Here is a 15,851-nt window from a genome sequence, read left to right on the forward strand (position 1 = left end):
GTCCGGAAAACCCGCGATTACAGCAAAGATTTGCGTCAGGGTCAATCCGGATGCAATTCGCCACGGGGAATACCAGCACTTGACCGGGGCAAAAAATCTGTGGATAACCCAGACTCCGCGGCCTCGGATCGGTACAATCGGGCCGCTCGAAGAATAAGTTTTCCACAATGAGCGCAGACTTGTCGGGTGCGGCCCTGTGGCAGCGCGGTTGCGAACGCCTGGCCGCCGAACTGCCTGAACAGCAATTCAATACCTGGATCCGGCCGCTGCCCCCCGCGGAGGTCGCCCAGCAAGACGAGAACGGCCACGAGGCCGTGCTGGTGTCGCTCCGCGTCCCCAACCGATTCAAGCTGGACTGGATCCGCAGCCAGTATGCCGGCCGGATCGAGGCCATCCTGACCGAACTCGCCGGCAAGCCCGCGCGCCTGGAATTGTCGCTGGCGCCGCGCGAGGCCATCGCGCCGCTGCCCCGCACTTCGCCGTCCGGCATGACGATGGGCCAGGTGCTGCAGCAGCACGGCCTGCGCGGCGGCGCCGCCCAGCCCGCGACCGACCCGGCATCCGCGGCCACGCGCCCGGCCGCCGCGGCGGCACCCGCCGTGCCGGCCACCGCCGCCAGCCTGATCCAGGCCGCGGCGCCCAACGTCCCGGCCAACCTCCCGCCCAGCGCCACGCGCCACCGCATCAACACGAGCCTGACCTTCGACACGCTCGTGCCCGGCCGCGCCAACCAGATGGCGCGCACCGCCGCGCTGCACGTGGCCGGCGCGCCGGGCCAGATGTACAACCCGCTGTTCATCTACGGCGGCGTCGGCCTGGGCAAGACCCACCTGATCCATGCCGTCGGCAACGCGCTGCTGAAGGACCGTCCCGACGCCCGCGTGCTGTACCTGCACGCCGAGCAGTTCATCTCGGACGTCGTCAAGAACTACCAGCGCAAGACCTTCGACGAGCTCAAGGCCAAGTACCACTCGCTGGACCTGCTGCTGATCGACGACGTGCAGTTCTTCGCCGGCAAGGACCGGACGCAGGAAGAGTTCTTCAATGCGTTCGAGGCGCTGCTGGCCAAGCGGGCGCACATCATCATGACGTCGGACACCTACCCCAAGGGCCTGGTGGACATCGACGAGCGCCTGACCAGCCGTTTCGACGCCGGCCTCACGGTGGCCATCGAGCCGCCCGAGCTGGAGATGCGCGTCGCGATCCTGATCAAGAAGGCCGACGCCGAGAACGCGCCGATGCCGGAGGACGTGGCCTTCTTCATCGCCAAGAACGTGCGCGCCAACGTGCGCGAGCTGGAAGGCGCGCTGCGCAAGGTGCTGGCCTACAGCCGCTTCTCGCACAAGGAAATCAACATCCAGCTGGCGCGCGAGGCCCTCAAGGACCTGCTGTCGATCCAGAACCGGCAGATTTCCGTCGAGAACATCCAGAAGACCGTGGCCGACTTCTACAAGATCAAGGTCGCGGACATGTATTCGAAGAAGCGCCCGGCGAGCATCGCCCGCCCGCGCCAGATCGCGATGTACCTGGCCAAGGAACTGACGCAGAAGAGCCTGCCGGAGATCGGCGAGCTGTTCGGCGGCCGCGACCACACCACGGTGCTGCACGCGGTCCGCAAGATCGGCGGAGAGCGCCAGAAGAACACCGAGTTGAACCAGCAGTTGCACGTCCTGGAGCAAACGCTGAAGGGATGAGAAAAAACGCCTTCGCCTTCAGCGAAAATGCCGCGTTCGCCCGTACAGCCAACAGTGGAGAGAGGTTGACATGATCGTGTTGAAAGACAGCCAGGACAAAGTGCTTGCCGCGCTGCAGGCCGTGTCCGGCATCGTGGAACGGCGCCACACGCTGCCCATCCTGGCCAACGTGCTGGTCCGCAAGCAGGGCCGGCAGGTCGAGCTCACCACGAGCGACCTGGAGATCCAGGTCCGCACCACGGTCGACTTCGACGGCGACGACGGCGACTTCTCCACGACCATCGGCGCGCGCAAGCTGATCGACATCCTGCGCTCGATGCCGTCGGACCAGACGGTGAGCCTGACGTCCAACCAGAGCAAGATGACGCTGCAGGGCGGCAAGAGCCGCTTCACGCTGCAGACGCTGCCGGCGGACGACTTCCCGCTGGTGCAGGAAGCGGCCGACTTCGGGCCCGCGTTCAGCGTGCCGCAGAAGACGCTCAAGGGCCTGATCAACCAGGTCCACTTCGCGATGGCGGTGCATGACATCCGCTACTACCTGAACGGCATCCTGTTCGTGGCCGAAGGCAAGATGCTGACGCTGGTCGCGACCGACGGCCACCGCCTGGCGCTGGCGCAGGCCGAGACCGACACCGAGATGCCCAAGCAGGAAGTCATCCTGCCGCGCAAGACGGTGCTGGAGCTGATGCGCCTGCTGAAGGACGGCGGCAAGGGCGACGACGAGAGCGCGCCGATCGAGATGCGCTTCGCCGGCAACCAGGCCAAGTTCAGCTTCAGCGGCATGGAGTTCGTGACCAAGCTGGTCGAGGGCAAGTTCCCCGACTACAACCGCGTCATCCCGAAGAACCACCGCTTCCACGTGCTGATCGGCCGCCAGCCGCTGCTGGCCGCGCTGCAGCGCGCGGCGATCCTGACCAGCGAGAAGTTCAAGGCGGTGCGCCTGTCCTTCGACCCGGGCCTGTTGTCGATCGCATCGAGCAACGCCGAGCAGGAAGAAGCCAAGGAAGAGCTCGAGATCGACTACGGCGGCGACCAGATCGAGACCGGCTTCAACGTCACGTACCTGATGGACGTGCTGGCCAACATGTCGCAGGACATGGTGCGCGTGGACCTGAACGACAGCTCGTCCAGCGCGCTGCTCAGCATCCCCGAGCACAGCGGCTTCAAGTACGTCGTCATGCCCATGAGGATCTGAGGCCGCGGGGCGGCCTCGGATCCGCGTTCCGCGGTGAGTGTGGCGCACCCCCCGCCCCCGCCAAGCGGGGGCTCTCGCTAGACAGTCAAACGGCCGCGGGGCGGCCTGGAATACCCACTGATGACCGACAACAGCACTCCTGAGAACACCCCGACGCCCGTGCCGCAGAACGACGGCGCGGGGTACGGCGAGTCCAGCATCCAGATCCTGGAAGGGCTGGAGGCGGTGCGCAAGCGCCCCGGCATGTACATCGGCGACACCTCGGACGGCACGGGTCTGCATCACCTGGTGTTCGAGGTCGTCGACAACTCGATCGACGAGGCCCTGGCCGGCTACTGCGACGACATCGTCATCACGATCCACACGGACAACTCGATCTCCGTCATCGACAACGGCCGCGGCATCCCGACCGGCGTGAAGATGGACGACAAGCACGAGCCCAAGCGCTCGGCGGCCGAGATCGCGCTGACGGAACTGCACGCGGGCGGCAAGTTCAACCAGAACAGCTACAAGGTCTCGGGCGGCCTGCACGGCGTGGGCGTGTCCTGCGTGAACGCGCTGTCCAAGACGCTGCGCCTGATCGTGCGCCGCGAGGGCAAGGTCCATCAGCTCGAGTTCAAGAAGGGCTTCCCGCAGGACCGCGTGATCGAGATCCGCGACGGCGTCGAGACCAGCCCGATGAAGATCGTCGGCGAGACCGACAAGCGCGGCACCGAGGTGCACTTCCTGCCCGACACGGAGATCTTCACGCAGAACTCCGAGTTCCATTACGACATCCTGGCCAAGCGCCTGCGCGAGCTCTCGTTCCTGAACAACGGCGTGAAGATCCGCCTGGTCGACGAGCGCAACAACAAGGAAGACAACTTCGCCTTCGCGGGCGGCGTGCGCGGCTTCGTCGAGTTCATCAACAAGGGCAAGACGCCGCTCAACCCGAACATCTTCCACGCCCAGGGCGACAAGATGTCGGACCAGAACACCAACGTCGGTGTCGAGGTCTCGATGCAGTGGAACGACGGCTTCAACGAGAGCGTCCTCTGCTTCACCAACAACATCCCGCAGCGCGACGGCGGCACCCACCTGACGGGTCTGCGCGCGGCGATGACGCGGGTGATCAACAAGTACATCGAGGACAACGAGCTGGCCAAGAAGGCCAAGGTCGACGTCACCGGCGACGACATGCGCGAAGGCCTGGCCTGCGTGATCAGCATCAAGGTGCCGGAGCCGAAGTTCAGCTCGCAGACCAAGGACAAGCTGGTGTCGAGCGAAGTGCGCGGCCCGGTGGAAGAGGTCGTGGCGAGCAAGCTGACGGACTGGCTGCTGGAGAACCCGGTCGACGCCAAGATCATCTGCGGCAAGATCGTGGAAGCCGCGCGTGCGCGCGAGGCGGCGCGCAAGGCGCGCGAGATGACGCGCCGCAAGGGCGTGCTGGACGGCATGGGCCTGCCGGGCAAGCTGGCGGACTGCCAGGAGAAGGATCCGGCGCTGTGCGAGATCTACATCGTGGAGGGCGACTCCGCCGGCGGCTCCGCCAAGCAGGGGCGCGACCGCAAGTTCCAGGCGATCCTGCCGCTGCGCGGCAAGATCCTGAACGTCGAGAAGGCGCGCTACGAGAAACTGCTGACCAGCAATGAAATCATCACGCTGATCACGGCGCTGGGCACGGGCATCGGGCGCGGCGCGGGCAGCGACGACTTCAACCCCGAGAAGCTCCGTTACCACCGCATCATCATCATGACCGACGCGGACGTGGACGGTGCGCACATCCGGACGCTGCTGCTGACCTTCTTCTACCGGCAGATGCCGGAGCTGGTGGAACGCGGCCACATCTACATCGCGCAGCCGCCGCTGTACAAGGTCAAGGTCGGCAAGCACGAGCAGTACCTGAAGGACGGCCACGAGCTGGACGGCTTCCTGCTGAAGGTCGCGCTGAACGACGCCGAGCTGCACACGGCCGGCGTGGGCACGGGCCCGGTGCTCAAGGGCGAGCCGCTCGAGACGATGGCGCGCCAGTACGTGGCGGCGCAGAACGTGATCGAGCGCCTGTCGGCCTGGATGGACGGCGAGGCGCTGCACCTGCTGGCGTCCGGCCTGTCGATCAGCCTGGACACGCCGGAGGCGGCGCAGATCGCCGCGACGGCGCTGCAGACGACGCTGCACGACGCGGTGGTGAATGCGGAGACGGATCCGCGCACCGACAAGCAGTTCCTGCGCATCAGCCGCCGTCACCACGGCAACGTGCGTTCGAGCATCATCACGGCGGACTTCGTGCACGGCGCGGACTATGAAGTCCTGGCCGCGGCCGGCACGACCTTCAAGGGTCTGGTCGGCGAGGAAGCCGTGATCCGCAAAGGCGAGGGCGAGAAGGCCAAGGAAAGCAAGGTCGCGGACTTCCGCGCCGCGATGGCGTGGCTGATGACGCAGGCCGAGTCCAGCGTCGGCCGCCAGCGCTACAAGGGCCTGGGCGAGATGAACCCCGCGCAGCTGTGGGAAACGACGATGGACCCGACGGTCCGCCGCCTGCTGCGCGTGCAGATCGAGGACGCGATCGAAGCCGACCGCGTGTTCACGATGCTGATGGGCGACGAGGTGGAACCGCGCCGCGAGTTCATCGAGCAGAACGCGCTGAGGGCGGCGAACATCGACGTGTGAGCGTCGATCTGCCTGCGACTGAGCCGGCATCGCGGTGCTGGTCATCGTCCAGGAGGCCGGTCCGCGGGAGCTGGACCGGCTGGCCTGCGCCGGGGTGGCGCGGCTGATGTCGTGAGGGCTTGAGGCGACGGCCCCCTGATCCCGGGGGGTGTCAAGGCGCGGTCGCAACCGCGGCGATGGCGTCCGTAAGATGCGCGCCAATCATTTCGCCGCCGGCCCGCAGGCTCCGATTCCGGAGCGCGGGTGACAGGCCCGGATGCCGCGCGCGGCATTCAGGGCCCTGCGCGGCTTCCAGGGAGTTCTTTCATGACGGTCCTTCTGATCCGCCTGCGGGCGGCATTGTCCCTGTGCGCCTGCGCGGCGCTGATCGCCTGCGGAGGCGGAGGCGGGGGCGGGAGCGACGGACCGAATACCGAGTCCGCGGCACTGGGCGAGCACACGTTGAGCTGGCCGCCGGCGAGCAACACCGAGGACGGCTTCATGACGCTGACCGTGGCTGGCACGGGTCAGGCGCAGAGCTACGCCTGGGAGTTCGGCGACGGCGCGACGGCGACCACCCTCACCGGCAGCACCCAGCACCGCTACAAGCGCGGCGAATACACCGTGCGCGTCACCGTGACCGGCTCGCGCGGCGACACCAGGTCGGTGACCAGGACGCTGTCGGTGCTGCCCGGCAAGCCCACCGTGAGCATCGAATCGACGGCGCCGCGCGACCTGGCCCTGATGCCCGGCGCGGTGATCCGCTTCGCGGCCGGCCTGGGCAACTCGCCCTTCGACGACATGGACCTCGGTCCGCATGACACCTACACCTATGCCTGGGACTTCGGCGACGGCGCGACCTCCGACCGTCCCGCGGCCACGCACGCCTACGCCCAGGCGGGCCGCTACACGATCTCGCTCAAGGTCCGCGACCGCCAGGGCCGGGAGTTCCCGGCGACCAGCAGCGTCGACATCAGCCCGGTCAACGCCTATCCGCTGCTGACGACGCTGGGCGGATGGAACGCCGTCGACGGCGGCCCCAACGCGCAGTTGCCCAGCAGCATGTCGCTGGCCCGTCTGCCCGACGGCACGCTGGTCCTGGCGGGCCAGAGCGAGAAGACCGTGCGGACCCTGTCCACCAACGGCGTGGTGGGCACGCTGGCCGGCGCGCCTGACATCGGGGGCTTGCGCGACGGCCGCGGCGGCGAGGCACGCTTCGGCGGCATCCAGGAGATCGCGGCGGGCTCGGGCGGGACCGTCTTCGTGCGGGATGCCTTCGCGCTGCGCTCGATCGGCACCGACGGCGAGGTGCGGACGCTGGCCCGCAACGGCGCCTCCAAGGACGGCCCGATCGGCGCGGCGTCCACGTCGGGGGCCGTGGCGATCGCGGCGAGCGGCAATGACCTGTACTTCGCCGAACAGGCGGTGCTGCGCCGCGTGCGCGACGGCCGCTTCGAGACCCTGACCGGCAACGCGGCCGAGAAGACGATACGCGACGGTTCCGCAGTCGACGCGCGCTTCGCCAACATCGGCGCAATGACGGCCGACGATCGCGGCCGCATCTGGCTCATCGACGACTGCTCGGTCCTGCGGCGCCGCGAGACCGACGGCAGCATCAAGACCCTGTGGACACTGCCGAACGGCGGATGCTCCGCCCCCTCGGGTCCGTACGGGCTGGCCGCGGGCACCGACGGCTCGGTGGCGGTGGTCTACGCCAAGCCCTTCATGTCGCTGCAGATCGCGCGGATCGGCGACGACGGCACCGTGCAGTCGACCCGCCAGCTCGGCACCTCCAATTCCTTCCGGTTCCTGGTGGATGGCGCCAACTACATCGTGGCGGAGTGGACCAGCGGCATGGTCTATCGTCTGCGTCCGGACGGCTCGACCGAGGAGCTCGCCGGCATCGACGTGCGCGGCAATCGATTCTTCCCGGCGCAGGGCGGCGACCCGGCGGCCAACTTCGGCAGCAGCAGCACGCCGGTCGTGCTGGCCGACGGCTCACTGGTCTTCGCCGGCAACGCGGGCTACGGCGGCTCTGGCGGCGACCTGAAAGTGCTGGTGATGCCGGGGCAGCACATCTCGACCCTGGCGCGCGCCGAGGGCACGAGCCGCGACGGCATCCAAGGCTGGGCCAAGGTCTACGCGGCGCGCCTGGTCGCGCCGGCGCCTGCGGGCGGGCTGCTCTTCCTGGACGGCGGCGCGGTCCGGCTGCGCGCGGCCGACGGCAGCATCACGACGCTCGCGGGCCATCCGACCCAGCAGGGCGACGCCGACGGCGACGCGTCCAGCTCGCGCTTCAACTACGTCGTCCAGATGGCGTCCGACAGCCAGGGCAACGCCTACCTCGTCACCGGATCGCGGCTGGCCAAGGTCACGCCCGACGGCCGGACGACGACGGTGCTGCGCGCACCGTATCCGCTCTACCGGGTGCTGGTGGGACGCGACGACCGGCCGATCGTCACGCAGGGCGGCGGCGCCTTCTACCGCGTGGCCGCGGACGGCGCCATGACCTTGCTGACTGGCCGGCCCGTCGATTCGGCGACGACGCCGCCGGACTGGTACGAGACGAACAACGAGGCCGCCGCGGTCCATCCGGACGGCAGTCTGTGGCTGCTGGACTATGGGCCGCGAGGGCGCATGCTGCGCCGGCTGGAAGCGGACGGCAGCGTGCGCGCGATCGTCGCGGTGCGCGACATCCAGTACACGGCCTTCCACGGCCAGGATCCGTACCAACTTCCCTTGGGCCATGTGCAGAACATGGCCTTCGCGGCCGACGGCACGCTGTTCCTGTCGAGCAGTGCCTGGACCAGCTTCTGGCGCATCAGCGACCTGCCGGTCAAGGCGCCTTGAGCGGCGAGCCGAGGGCGAGCATGCCGCCGCTGAGCCGGACGGCGATCAGATCGTAGGTCTCAAGGCGCGAACTTCGTGAACACGTCGTCCCGCGCCTTCACCAGCGCGTTGTGGCAGGCGAAACAGGTTTGATGCTGGGCCTTGTCGACGGGTTGGCCGTCGACGAATCGCCCGTACCCCCATCCGCCGCTGTCGGCATAGCGCTTCGAATCCTTGACCATGACCTGGACCGTGGTCGGTTGTCCGGGCACCGTCGCTGCGGGGAACTCGGTCGACCGTTGACGTTTCCATGCCAGCTTGACCAGCATGGCGCCATCGGGGAAGGGCAACTGGCCCAGGCGATAGGCGTCGATGGCGATGCGGTTGCCCACCACCGCGCGCAGCTCGTCCAGCGGCGCATCCTCCGTGGCGACGCCGACCAGTTGCCAATGGCGATAGTCCTCGGGCACCACCACGCCATAGAGGGGCGACGCCGGCTTCGGAGCGGCCTCTTCGGCCGACGAGGTCGTCGATGTGGCGGCGAACAGCGCCAGGACGAGCGCCGATGCAATGCGGTTCGAATTCATGGGTCACTTCCTGCCAGGTTGAGCAGCGACGAGCCTGCGATCACGCGACGCTGAACGCCACCTCGATGTTTCCCCGCGTCGCATGCGAGTAGGGGCAGAGCTGATGAGCGCCGTCGACCAGGGCCCACTTCTGCGCCTCGTCGAGTCCGGGCAGTTCCACATGCAGCTTCACCGCCAATGCGAAGCCGCCGTCGGCGGTCGTGCCGAGCGAGACCTGCGCCCGGATCGACGCGTCGTCGGGCACACGGATCGGCGGGGTCGCCTTGACCCGGCGCATCGCGCCCATGAAGCAGGCTGAATAGCCCACGGCGAAGAGCTGCTCGGGATTGGTGCCGGTGCCCGTGCCGCCGGGCGTGCTGAGACGCACGTCGAGCGCGCCGTCGCTGGAGGTGCCGTGGCCCTCGCGGCCGCCCGTCGTGCGGGTTTCGGCGGTGTAGAGGACGTTGTCGATGATGCGGGTCATGAAGAGGCCTTGTTGTCGAGAATGAAGCGACGCACGCGGTACGTCGACGGGCGGAAGAGGCGCCTCACCACCGGCTCGCGTCGAGGACGGCGCGGGCGAATTCGGCGGGCGCTTCCTGCGGCAGGTTGTGGCCGATGCCGCCGGTCAGGTTGCGGTGTTCATAGCGGCCGGTGAAGCGCGAGGCGTAGGCGGCCGGCGGCGGATGCGGCGCACCGTTGGCGTCGCCTTCCAGCGTGATGGCCGGCAGCGCCACGGTCTTGACCTGGGAGAGCTGGCGCTCGAGCGCGTCGTACTGCGGATCGCCTTCCGCGGCGCCGATGCGCCAGCGGTAGTTGTGGACCACCAGCGCCACCTGGTCGGGGTTCACGAGGCTCTGTGCGCAACGTTCGAACGTGGCATCGTCGAAGCGCCATTGCGGCGAGGCCTGACGCCAGATCAGCTTGGCGAACGCCTTGAGGTTGGTCTGGTAGCCGATGCGGCCACGCTCCGTGGCGAAGTAATACTGGTACCACCAGGTGAGTTCATCGGCCGGCGCCAGCGGCGTGAGTGCCGTGGCGCGGTCGAGCACCAGGAATCCGCTCACCGACACCAGCGCCTGGCACCGCTCCGGCCACAGGGCGGCCATCACGCAGGCATTGCGCGCGCCCCAGTCGCAGCCCGCCACGACGGCCTTGCGGATGCCCAGCGCATCCATCAACGCGATCGCGTCCGCGGCCAGCGCCGTCTGCTGTCCGCTGCGCAGGGTCGCGTCCGACAGGAAGCGGGTCGTGCCGTAGCCGCGCAGGTGGGGCACGATCACGCGCAGGCCCTTGGCGGCCAGCAGCGGGGCCACTTCCTCGTAGCAGTGGATGTCATAGGGCCAGCCGTGGAAGAGCATGACCGGCTGGCCGTCGCGCGGGCCGATATCGACGTAGCCGACATTCAGCGCGCCGGCATCGATCTGGCGCAGCGGGCCGAAGCCCGTGCTCGCGGACGCGGACGCGGCCGGCAACGCGCGGGAGAGGCCGGACAACGCCAGGCCGGCGCCGGCGACCGTGGCCTGGGCGAGGAAATCGCGACGGGAAGTCTCGTTGGACATGGCAGTCTCCTTGAGAGGGTTCATCGGGCCGCGCGGGCGGCGGTGTCGATCAGCGCCGCGACCTCGTGCGGGTGGCTGACCTGCGGGACGTGGGACGCGCCGGGGATGACGACCGTGCTGCGCGCATGGGCGCGCTCAGCCATCCAGGCCATCGCCGCGGGCGGGATGTTCTTGTCCTTGGCGCCGTAGATGAAATACACCGGCAGCGACTTCCAGGCGGTGCCCTGGCTGTGCTCCGACAGCGCCGCCTCGGCCACCGGCCGCTGTCCGATCGCCATCAGGCGGGCCTGCGCGGGCTTCACATCGGCCGCGAACTGGGCGGCAAACTTCTGCTGGTCGATGTAGAGGTCGCTGCCGCCTTCGGGCAGCGGCACCGGTGCCGCGAGCGAATCGCCGAGCGTGCTGCCGGGGAACTTGCCGGCGAGCTCGGCCACCGACTCGCCTCGCTCCGGCGCGAAGGCGGACACGTAGACCAGGGCCTTGACGCGCGCCTGGCCCTCGGCGGCACCGCTGATGACGGAGCCGCCGTAGGAATGGCCCACCAGCACCATCGGGCCGGGGATGCGGTCGATCAGGCTGGCGGTGTAGCGCGCGTCGCCGGACACGGAGCGCAGCGGGTTGGCGACAGCCACCACCGGGTAGCCCTTGTCGCGCAATTCGGCGGCCACGCCGTTCCAGCTCGAGGCATCGGCGAACGCGCCGTGCACCAGCACGATGGTGGGCTTGTCCGACAGGGCGTCGGTGGCGAAGGCGGGCGCGGCGATCGCGGCGGCGATCAGTGCGAAGGCGGCGAACGGGCGGATGATGAAGCGGGTCATGAGGGCCTCTGCGTGAGTGGGGGATCGGCGCGGAAGCTGGGCTTCCAGCGCCTCGGGGCCTATCAGAGCAGCGGTCCGCCACGGCGGGTATTGAACGAGCGGAGCGCGGGCTCATACCTTCGTTTGGTCCCCTGTCCGGCGCCCATCTCCCGATGGCGCGCCGTCGGACCCGGTCTTCCCGGCGGCCCTTATGATGCGTGCCTCGCGCAGCAAATGTAGTAACTGCTACATCGGATCCCATGGCACACACCAGCAAGACGAAGACGGTCCGCGGCACGGGCGTGCGGGAGGCGTCGGCCCAGGCGACGCGCGACAGCATCCTCAAGGCGGCGACGCGGATATTTGCGCGCTACGGCTACGACGGCGGCAGCATCGAGAAGATTTCCAGCCTCGCGAAGTCGCACGATCGGATGATCTATTACTACTTCGGCAGCAAGGAGGGGCTGTTCATCGCGGTGCTGGAGGGCATCTATCAGCGCATGGATGAAGCGGAGGCCAAGGCCGCCCCCGTCCTGCCCGACGCGGTCGAGGCGCTCACGGCGCTGATCCGGTTCAAGGTGGCCTACTACCGTCGTCATCCGGAGTTCGTCACCTTGCTCAACACCGAAAACCTTCACAAGGGCCGGCATGTGGCGAAGTCTCAGAAGGCGACGCAGTTCTCTTCCAATGCGGTCGACCTGATCGCGGGGATCCTCGAGCGGGGCGTGGCCCAGGGCCGCTTCCGGCCCGGATTGCGGCCGCGCGACATCTACCTGCTGATCGTCTCCACCGCCTATTTCTTCACCTCCAACCGCTTCACCATTTCCGCCTTCCTGGGCGAATCGCTGGAGCGTCCCGGCGCGATCGAGGAATGGGCGGACTTCGTCGTCGACAGCGTGCTGCGCGTGGTGCGCGCGCAGGCCGACGAGGGCAGCCGGACGCCCGGCCTGTAGGATGCCGTCGACACGCCGTGCCACGGCCGCTCCCGATGAACTACCTCTGCGCGAATTCCCTCGACGACGCACTGGCCGCGCTGCAACGCGGGCCGCGCCGCATCGTCTGCGGCGCGACCGACGCTTACGCTGACGCCACCGCATCACCCTCCCGGGTGGCGTGGCTGGACGTCAGCGCCGTCGACGCCCTGCAGGGCATCGCGCCCTGCGGATCGGCGCTGCGGATCGGCGCGGCCGTCACCTGGGACCAGATCGACCAGTGCGAGCATGTGCCCACGGTGTTGCGCGAGGCCGCGCACACCGTCGGATCACGGCAGATCCGGGTGCGGGGCAGCCTGGGCGGCAACCTGTGCCATGCGTCGCCGGCCGCCGACGGCATGCCGGCATTGCTGGTGCTCGATGCGCGCGTCACGCTCCGCGGCCAGCGCGGCGAGCGCCAGCTGCCGTTGTCCGAGTTCGTGCTCGGCCGGCAGCGCACGGCGCTGCTGCCGGAGGAACTGCTCGTCGCGGTCCTGGTCGAGTCGCAACGACCCGACGAACGGACCGCCTTCATCAAGCTCGCACAGCGCGAGGCCTCGGCCATCGCGGTGGTTGCCGCCGCGGTGCGCCTGCGCTGGCGCGACGACCGCACGCTCGCCCACGCGGCCATCGCCGTGGGGGGCGCATCGGAGGTCGCCGTGCGCCTGCGCACGCTCGAGTCACGGCTGGAGGGGGTGCCCCGGGAGGCGGTCGGTCACCTGATCGCCGAGACGCCGATGCCGGAGCTGTCGCCGATCGATGACCGTCGCGGCTCGGCCGCGCTGCGCCGCCACTGGGCGCGCGTCGCCGTGGAGCGCGCTTGCGCGCGTTGTGAGGCACCCGATGACGGCCGCCGCTGACGCCATGCCCGGCTGGGTCGAGGTCAACGGCGAGCGACATCCGCTGCCCGACGACCTCTCGCGGCCGGCCACGCACTTCCTGCGCGAACGCCTGGGACTGACCGGCACGAAAGTCGGCTGCGGCCAGGGCGACTGCGGCAGTTGCACCATCGTCGTCGACGGCGAACCGCGCTATGCCTGCATCACGCCCGTGGCCCAGCTGCGAGCCCGCCGGGTGCTCACCGTGGAGGGGCTTGCCGCGGGCAGCGCCTGCGGTCGGCACCTGCAGCAGTCCATGCTGGCCCATCAGGCGGTGCAGTGCGGGTTCTGCATCCCCGGCATGTTGATGTCGGCCAGCGCGGCGATCGACGCCGGACGCGTGCGCGATCGGGCCGATGCCGAGGCGGCGCTGGACGGCGTGCTGTGCCGCTGCACCGGCTATCGCAAGATCGTCGACGCGGTGCTGGACGTGGCCACCGACGCCGCGCCGCGCCCGCTCACCCTGCCGGACGACGGCCTCGCCGTCGGCCGTCCGTTGACGCGGCTGGATGGCGCCGCCAAGGTGACGGGAACGGATCGCTTCGGCGCCGACGGCATTCCGGTGGACAGCCTCCACCTGCGCGCCGTGCGCTGCCCGCATCCGCGCGCGGGCTTCGTCTTCGGCGATCTGCAGGCCTTCGTCCAGGCCCACCCCGGCGTGCTGCGGGTGCTCACCCATGTCGACGTGCCGGGCAGGAACGTGCATGGCGTGGCCGCGCCCTATGCCGACCAGCCGGTGCTGCCCGACGGCGAGGCGCGCCATCACCTGGAGGCCGTGGCCCTGATCGTGGGCGAGGCGGACGCCGTGGCGGCCCTGGATCTGGCGTCCTTCCCCATCACGTGGACCCCGAGACCCGCCCTGGCCGACGTGGACGTGGCGGCCCGCGCCGACAGTCCCCTGCTCCATGCGCATCGTCCGGGCAACCTGCTCATCGAGGGCAAGGTCCAGCGCGGCGATGTGGAAGCCGCCCTGCGCGACGCGCCGCTGGTCGTGGCGGGCCGCTTCGAATCGAGCTTCGTCGAGCACGCCTATCTGGAACCCGAAGCCGGATGGGCGCGCCGCACGGGAGACGGCATGGAGATCCACTCGCCGACGCAGGCGCCGCATCCGCATCGCGAGGATCTGGCGCGCGTCCTCGGCATCGCTCCGGACCGGGTGCGTGTCGTGCCGACGGCGGTCGGCGGCGGCTTCGGCGGGAAGCTCGACATGACGGTGCAGCCGCTGCTCGCCGTCGCGGCCTGGCACATGGATCGGCCGGTGGCGCTCGTGTACACGCGGGAGGAATCGATGGCCACGTCGACCAAGCGCCATCCCGCGCGCATCGCGTCCAGCATGGCTGCCGATGCGCAGGGCCGGCTGCTGGCGGTGAGCTTCGAGGGCGACTACAACACCGGCGCCTACGCGTCCTGGGGCACGGCCGTGGCCAATCGCGTGCCGGTGCATGCCGGCGGACCGTACCGCATCCCCCACTACCGCGCCCGGGCCCGCGCGCGCCACACCCATGTCACGCCCGCCGGCGCCTTCCGGGGCTTCGGCGTGCCGCAGACGACCATGTCGCAGGAACAGCTCATCGACGAGCTGGCCGTGCGCGGGGGTTGGGACCCGCTGGAGTTCCGGATGCTCAATGCGCTGCGTCCCGGCGATACCTTGCCGACCGGACAGGTGCTGGACGACAGCGTGGGCCTGGTCGCCTGCCTGGAGGCCCTGCGACCCCATTGGCGGGCCGCGCGCGCGCGCACCGGCGACACCGGACCGCGGGAACGGCGGGGCGTGGGCCTCGCCGCGTTCTTCTACGGGTGCGGCAACACCGCGCTGCCGAACCCCTCGACCGTCCGCATCGGTCTGCGGCCCGACGGCACGCTGGTGCTGCACCAAGGGGCCGTGGATGCGGGTCAGGGCGCCAACACGGTCATCCCCCAGATCGCCGCCGATGCGCTCGGCATCCCGCTGGCCCGGCTGCACATCGTCGGCGCCGATACCCACCTGACGCCGGACTGCGGCCGCACGTCGGCCTCGCGCCAGACCTTCGTCACCGGGCGAGCCGCCTTCCTCGCCGGACAGGCGCTGCTGGGCAAGCTCCGCCGCATGGCGGGTGCGGACGAGGCCGCGCCGGTGCGTTTCGGCGACGGCGGGGTGGAGGTCGCCGGCGTGCGACTCGTGCTCTCCGAACTGCCGGTCGACGCGCAGGGCTATGCAGTGAAGAGCGAGGAGCGCTTCGACCCGCCCACCACCACGCTCGACCACGACGGCCAGGGCCGGCCCTATGCGGCCTACGCGTTCGGGGCGCAGATGGCGGAGGTCGTCGTCGATCTCGACACCGGACGCGTGCGGGTGCGACGCGTCGTCGCGGCCCACGACGTGGGCCGCATGGTGAATCCCACCCTGCTGCAGGGCCAGGTCGAAGGCGCGATCGCCCAAGGGGTGGGCATGGCGCTGATGGAGCGCTACGAGCCCGGTTCGGGGAACAACCTGCACGACTACCTCATCCCGACGGTCCGCGACGTGCCGGAGGTGGAGACCCTCTTCATCGAGGCGCCCACGGCGCTGGGCCCATACGGGGCCAAGGGGATCGGCGAGCCGGCGCTGGTGCCGACCGCCGCCGCGATCCTCAACGCCATCCACCACGCCACGGGCGTCCGCGTGCGCGAGGCGCCGGCCACGCCGGACGCCGTGCTGCGCGCGATGGCGGACGCCGGATCGCAGCTGCCGCCCGGCACCGACAAGGACTGA

General features: G+C 69.5%; 11 protein-coding genes. 7 read left to right on the top strand and 4 right to left on the bottom strand.

Annotation, left to right across the window (positions count from 1 at the left end; translation table 11 throughout):
* Positions 1–167 precede the first annotated feature (167 nt).
* The 4 genes from dnaA (at position 168) to AC1VNM_RS21665 (ending at position 8,367) form a co-directional block, all read left to right on the top strand.
* Positions 168–1,694: a chromosomal replication initiator protein DnaA gene (gene dnaA, locus AC1VNM_RS21650; RefSeq protein ID WP_483108257.1), complete on the top strand. Its 1,527-nt coding sequence runs from the start codon at positions 168–170 to the stop codon at positions 1,692–1,694.
* Positions 1,695–1,764: 70 nt separating this feature from the next.
* Positions 1,765–2,889: a DNA polymerase III subunit beta gene (gene dnaN, locus AC1VNM_RS21655; protein ID WP_377159037.1), complete on the top strand. Its 1,125-nt coding sequence runs from the start codon at positions 1,765–1,767 to the stop codon at positions 2,887–2,889.
* A 120-nt stretch (positions 2,890–3,009) separates the two neighbouring features.
* Positions 3,010–5,538: a DNA topoisomerase (ATP-hydrolyzing) subunit B gene (gyrB, locus tag AC1VNM_RS21660; protein WP_377159036.1), complete on the top strand. Its 2,529-nt coding sequence runs from the start codon at positions 3,010–3,012 to the stop codon at positions 5,536–5,538.
* 306 nt (positions 5,539–5,844) lie between these two features.
* Positions 5,845–8,367 carry a PKD domain-containing protein gene (locus AC1VNM_RS21665; RefSeq protein WP_483108258.1) on the top strand — a complete coding sequence of 841 codons (2,523 nt, stop codon included), beginning with the start codon at positions 5,845–5,847 and terminating at the stop codon, positions 8,365–8,367.
* Between the two features lie 59 nt (positions 8,368–8,426).
* On the opposite strand, the gene AC1VNM_RS21670 is transcribed toward AC1VNM_RS21665, so the two are convergent.
* From AC1VNM_RS21670 to AC1VNM_RS21685, 4 genes are all read right to left on the bottom strand, one after another.
* Positions 8,427–8,933 (bottom strand): cytochrome P460 family protein, encoded by a 507-nt coding sequence (locus tag AC1VNM_RS21670; RefSeq protein WP_377159034.1) that lies wholly within the window; start codon positions 8,931–8,933, stop codon positions 8,427–8,429.
* A 40-nt stretch (positions 8,934–8,973) separates the two neighbouring features.
* On the bottom strand, positions 8,974–9,396 hold the full coding sequence (locus AC1VNM_RS21675) for an organic hydroperoxide resistance protein (RefSeq protein ID WP_377159033.1): 423 nt from the start codon (positions 9,394–9,396) through the stop codon (positions 8,974–8,976).
* A 64-nt stretch (positions 9,397–9,460) separates the two neighbouring features.
* Entirely contained in the window at positions 9,461–10,474 is a 1,014-nt protein-coding gene (locus AC1VNM_RS21680; protein ID WP_377159031.1) for an alpha/beta fold hydrolase, read from the bottom strand.
* A 20-nt stretch (positions 10,475–10,494) separates the two neighbouring features.
* On the bottom strand, positions 10,495–11,292 hold the full coding sequence (locus AC1VNM_RS21685; RefSeq protein ID WP_483108259.1) for an alpha/beta fold hydrolase: 798 nt from the start codon (positions 11,290–11,292) through the stop codon (positions 10,495–10,497).
* A 239-nt stretch (positions 11,293–11,531) separates the two neighbouring features.
* On the opposite strand from AC1VNM_RS21685, the gene AC1VNM_RS21690 reads away from it, so the two are divergent.
* Genes AC1VNM_RS21690 through AC1VNM_RS21700 form a run of 3 tightly spaced genes read left to right on the top strand, consistent with a single transcriptional unit; the run spans position 11,532 to position 15,851 of the window.
* Positions 11,532–12,224 (top strand): TetR/AcrR family transcriptional regulator, encoded by a 693-nt coding sequence (locus tag AC1VNM_RS21690; protein WP_483108260.1) that lies wholly within the window; start codon positions 11,532–11,534, stop codon positions 12,222–12,224.
* Between the two features lie 17 nt (positions 12,225–12,241).
* Positions 12,242–13,102, top strand: a complete 861-nt coding sequence (locus AC1VNM_RS21695) for an FAD binding domain-containing protein (protein ID WP_483108261.1) — start codon at positions 12,242–12,244, stop codon at positions 13,100–13,102.
* Positions 13,086–15,851, top strand: a complete 2,766-nt coding sequence (locus tag AC1VNM_RS21700; protein ID WP_483108262.1) for a molybdopterin-dependent oxidoreductase — start codon at positions 13,086–13,088, stop codon at positions 15,849–15,851. The genes AC1VNM_RS21695 and AC1VNM_RS21700 overlap by 17 nt, the downstream gene beginning before the upstream one ends.

This window comes from Mitsuaria sp. MSU3D (genome assembly GCF_056867975.1).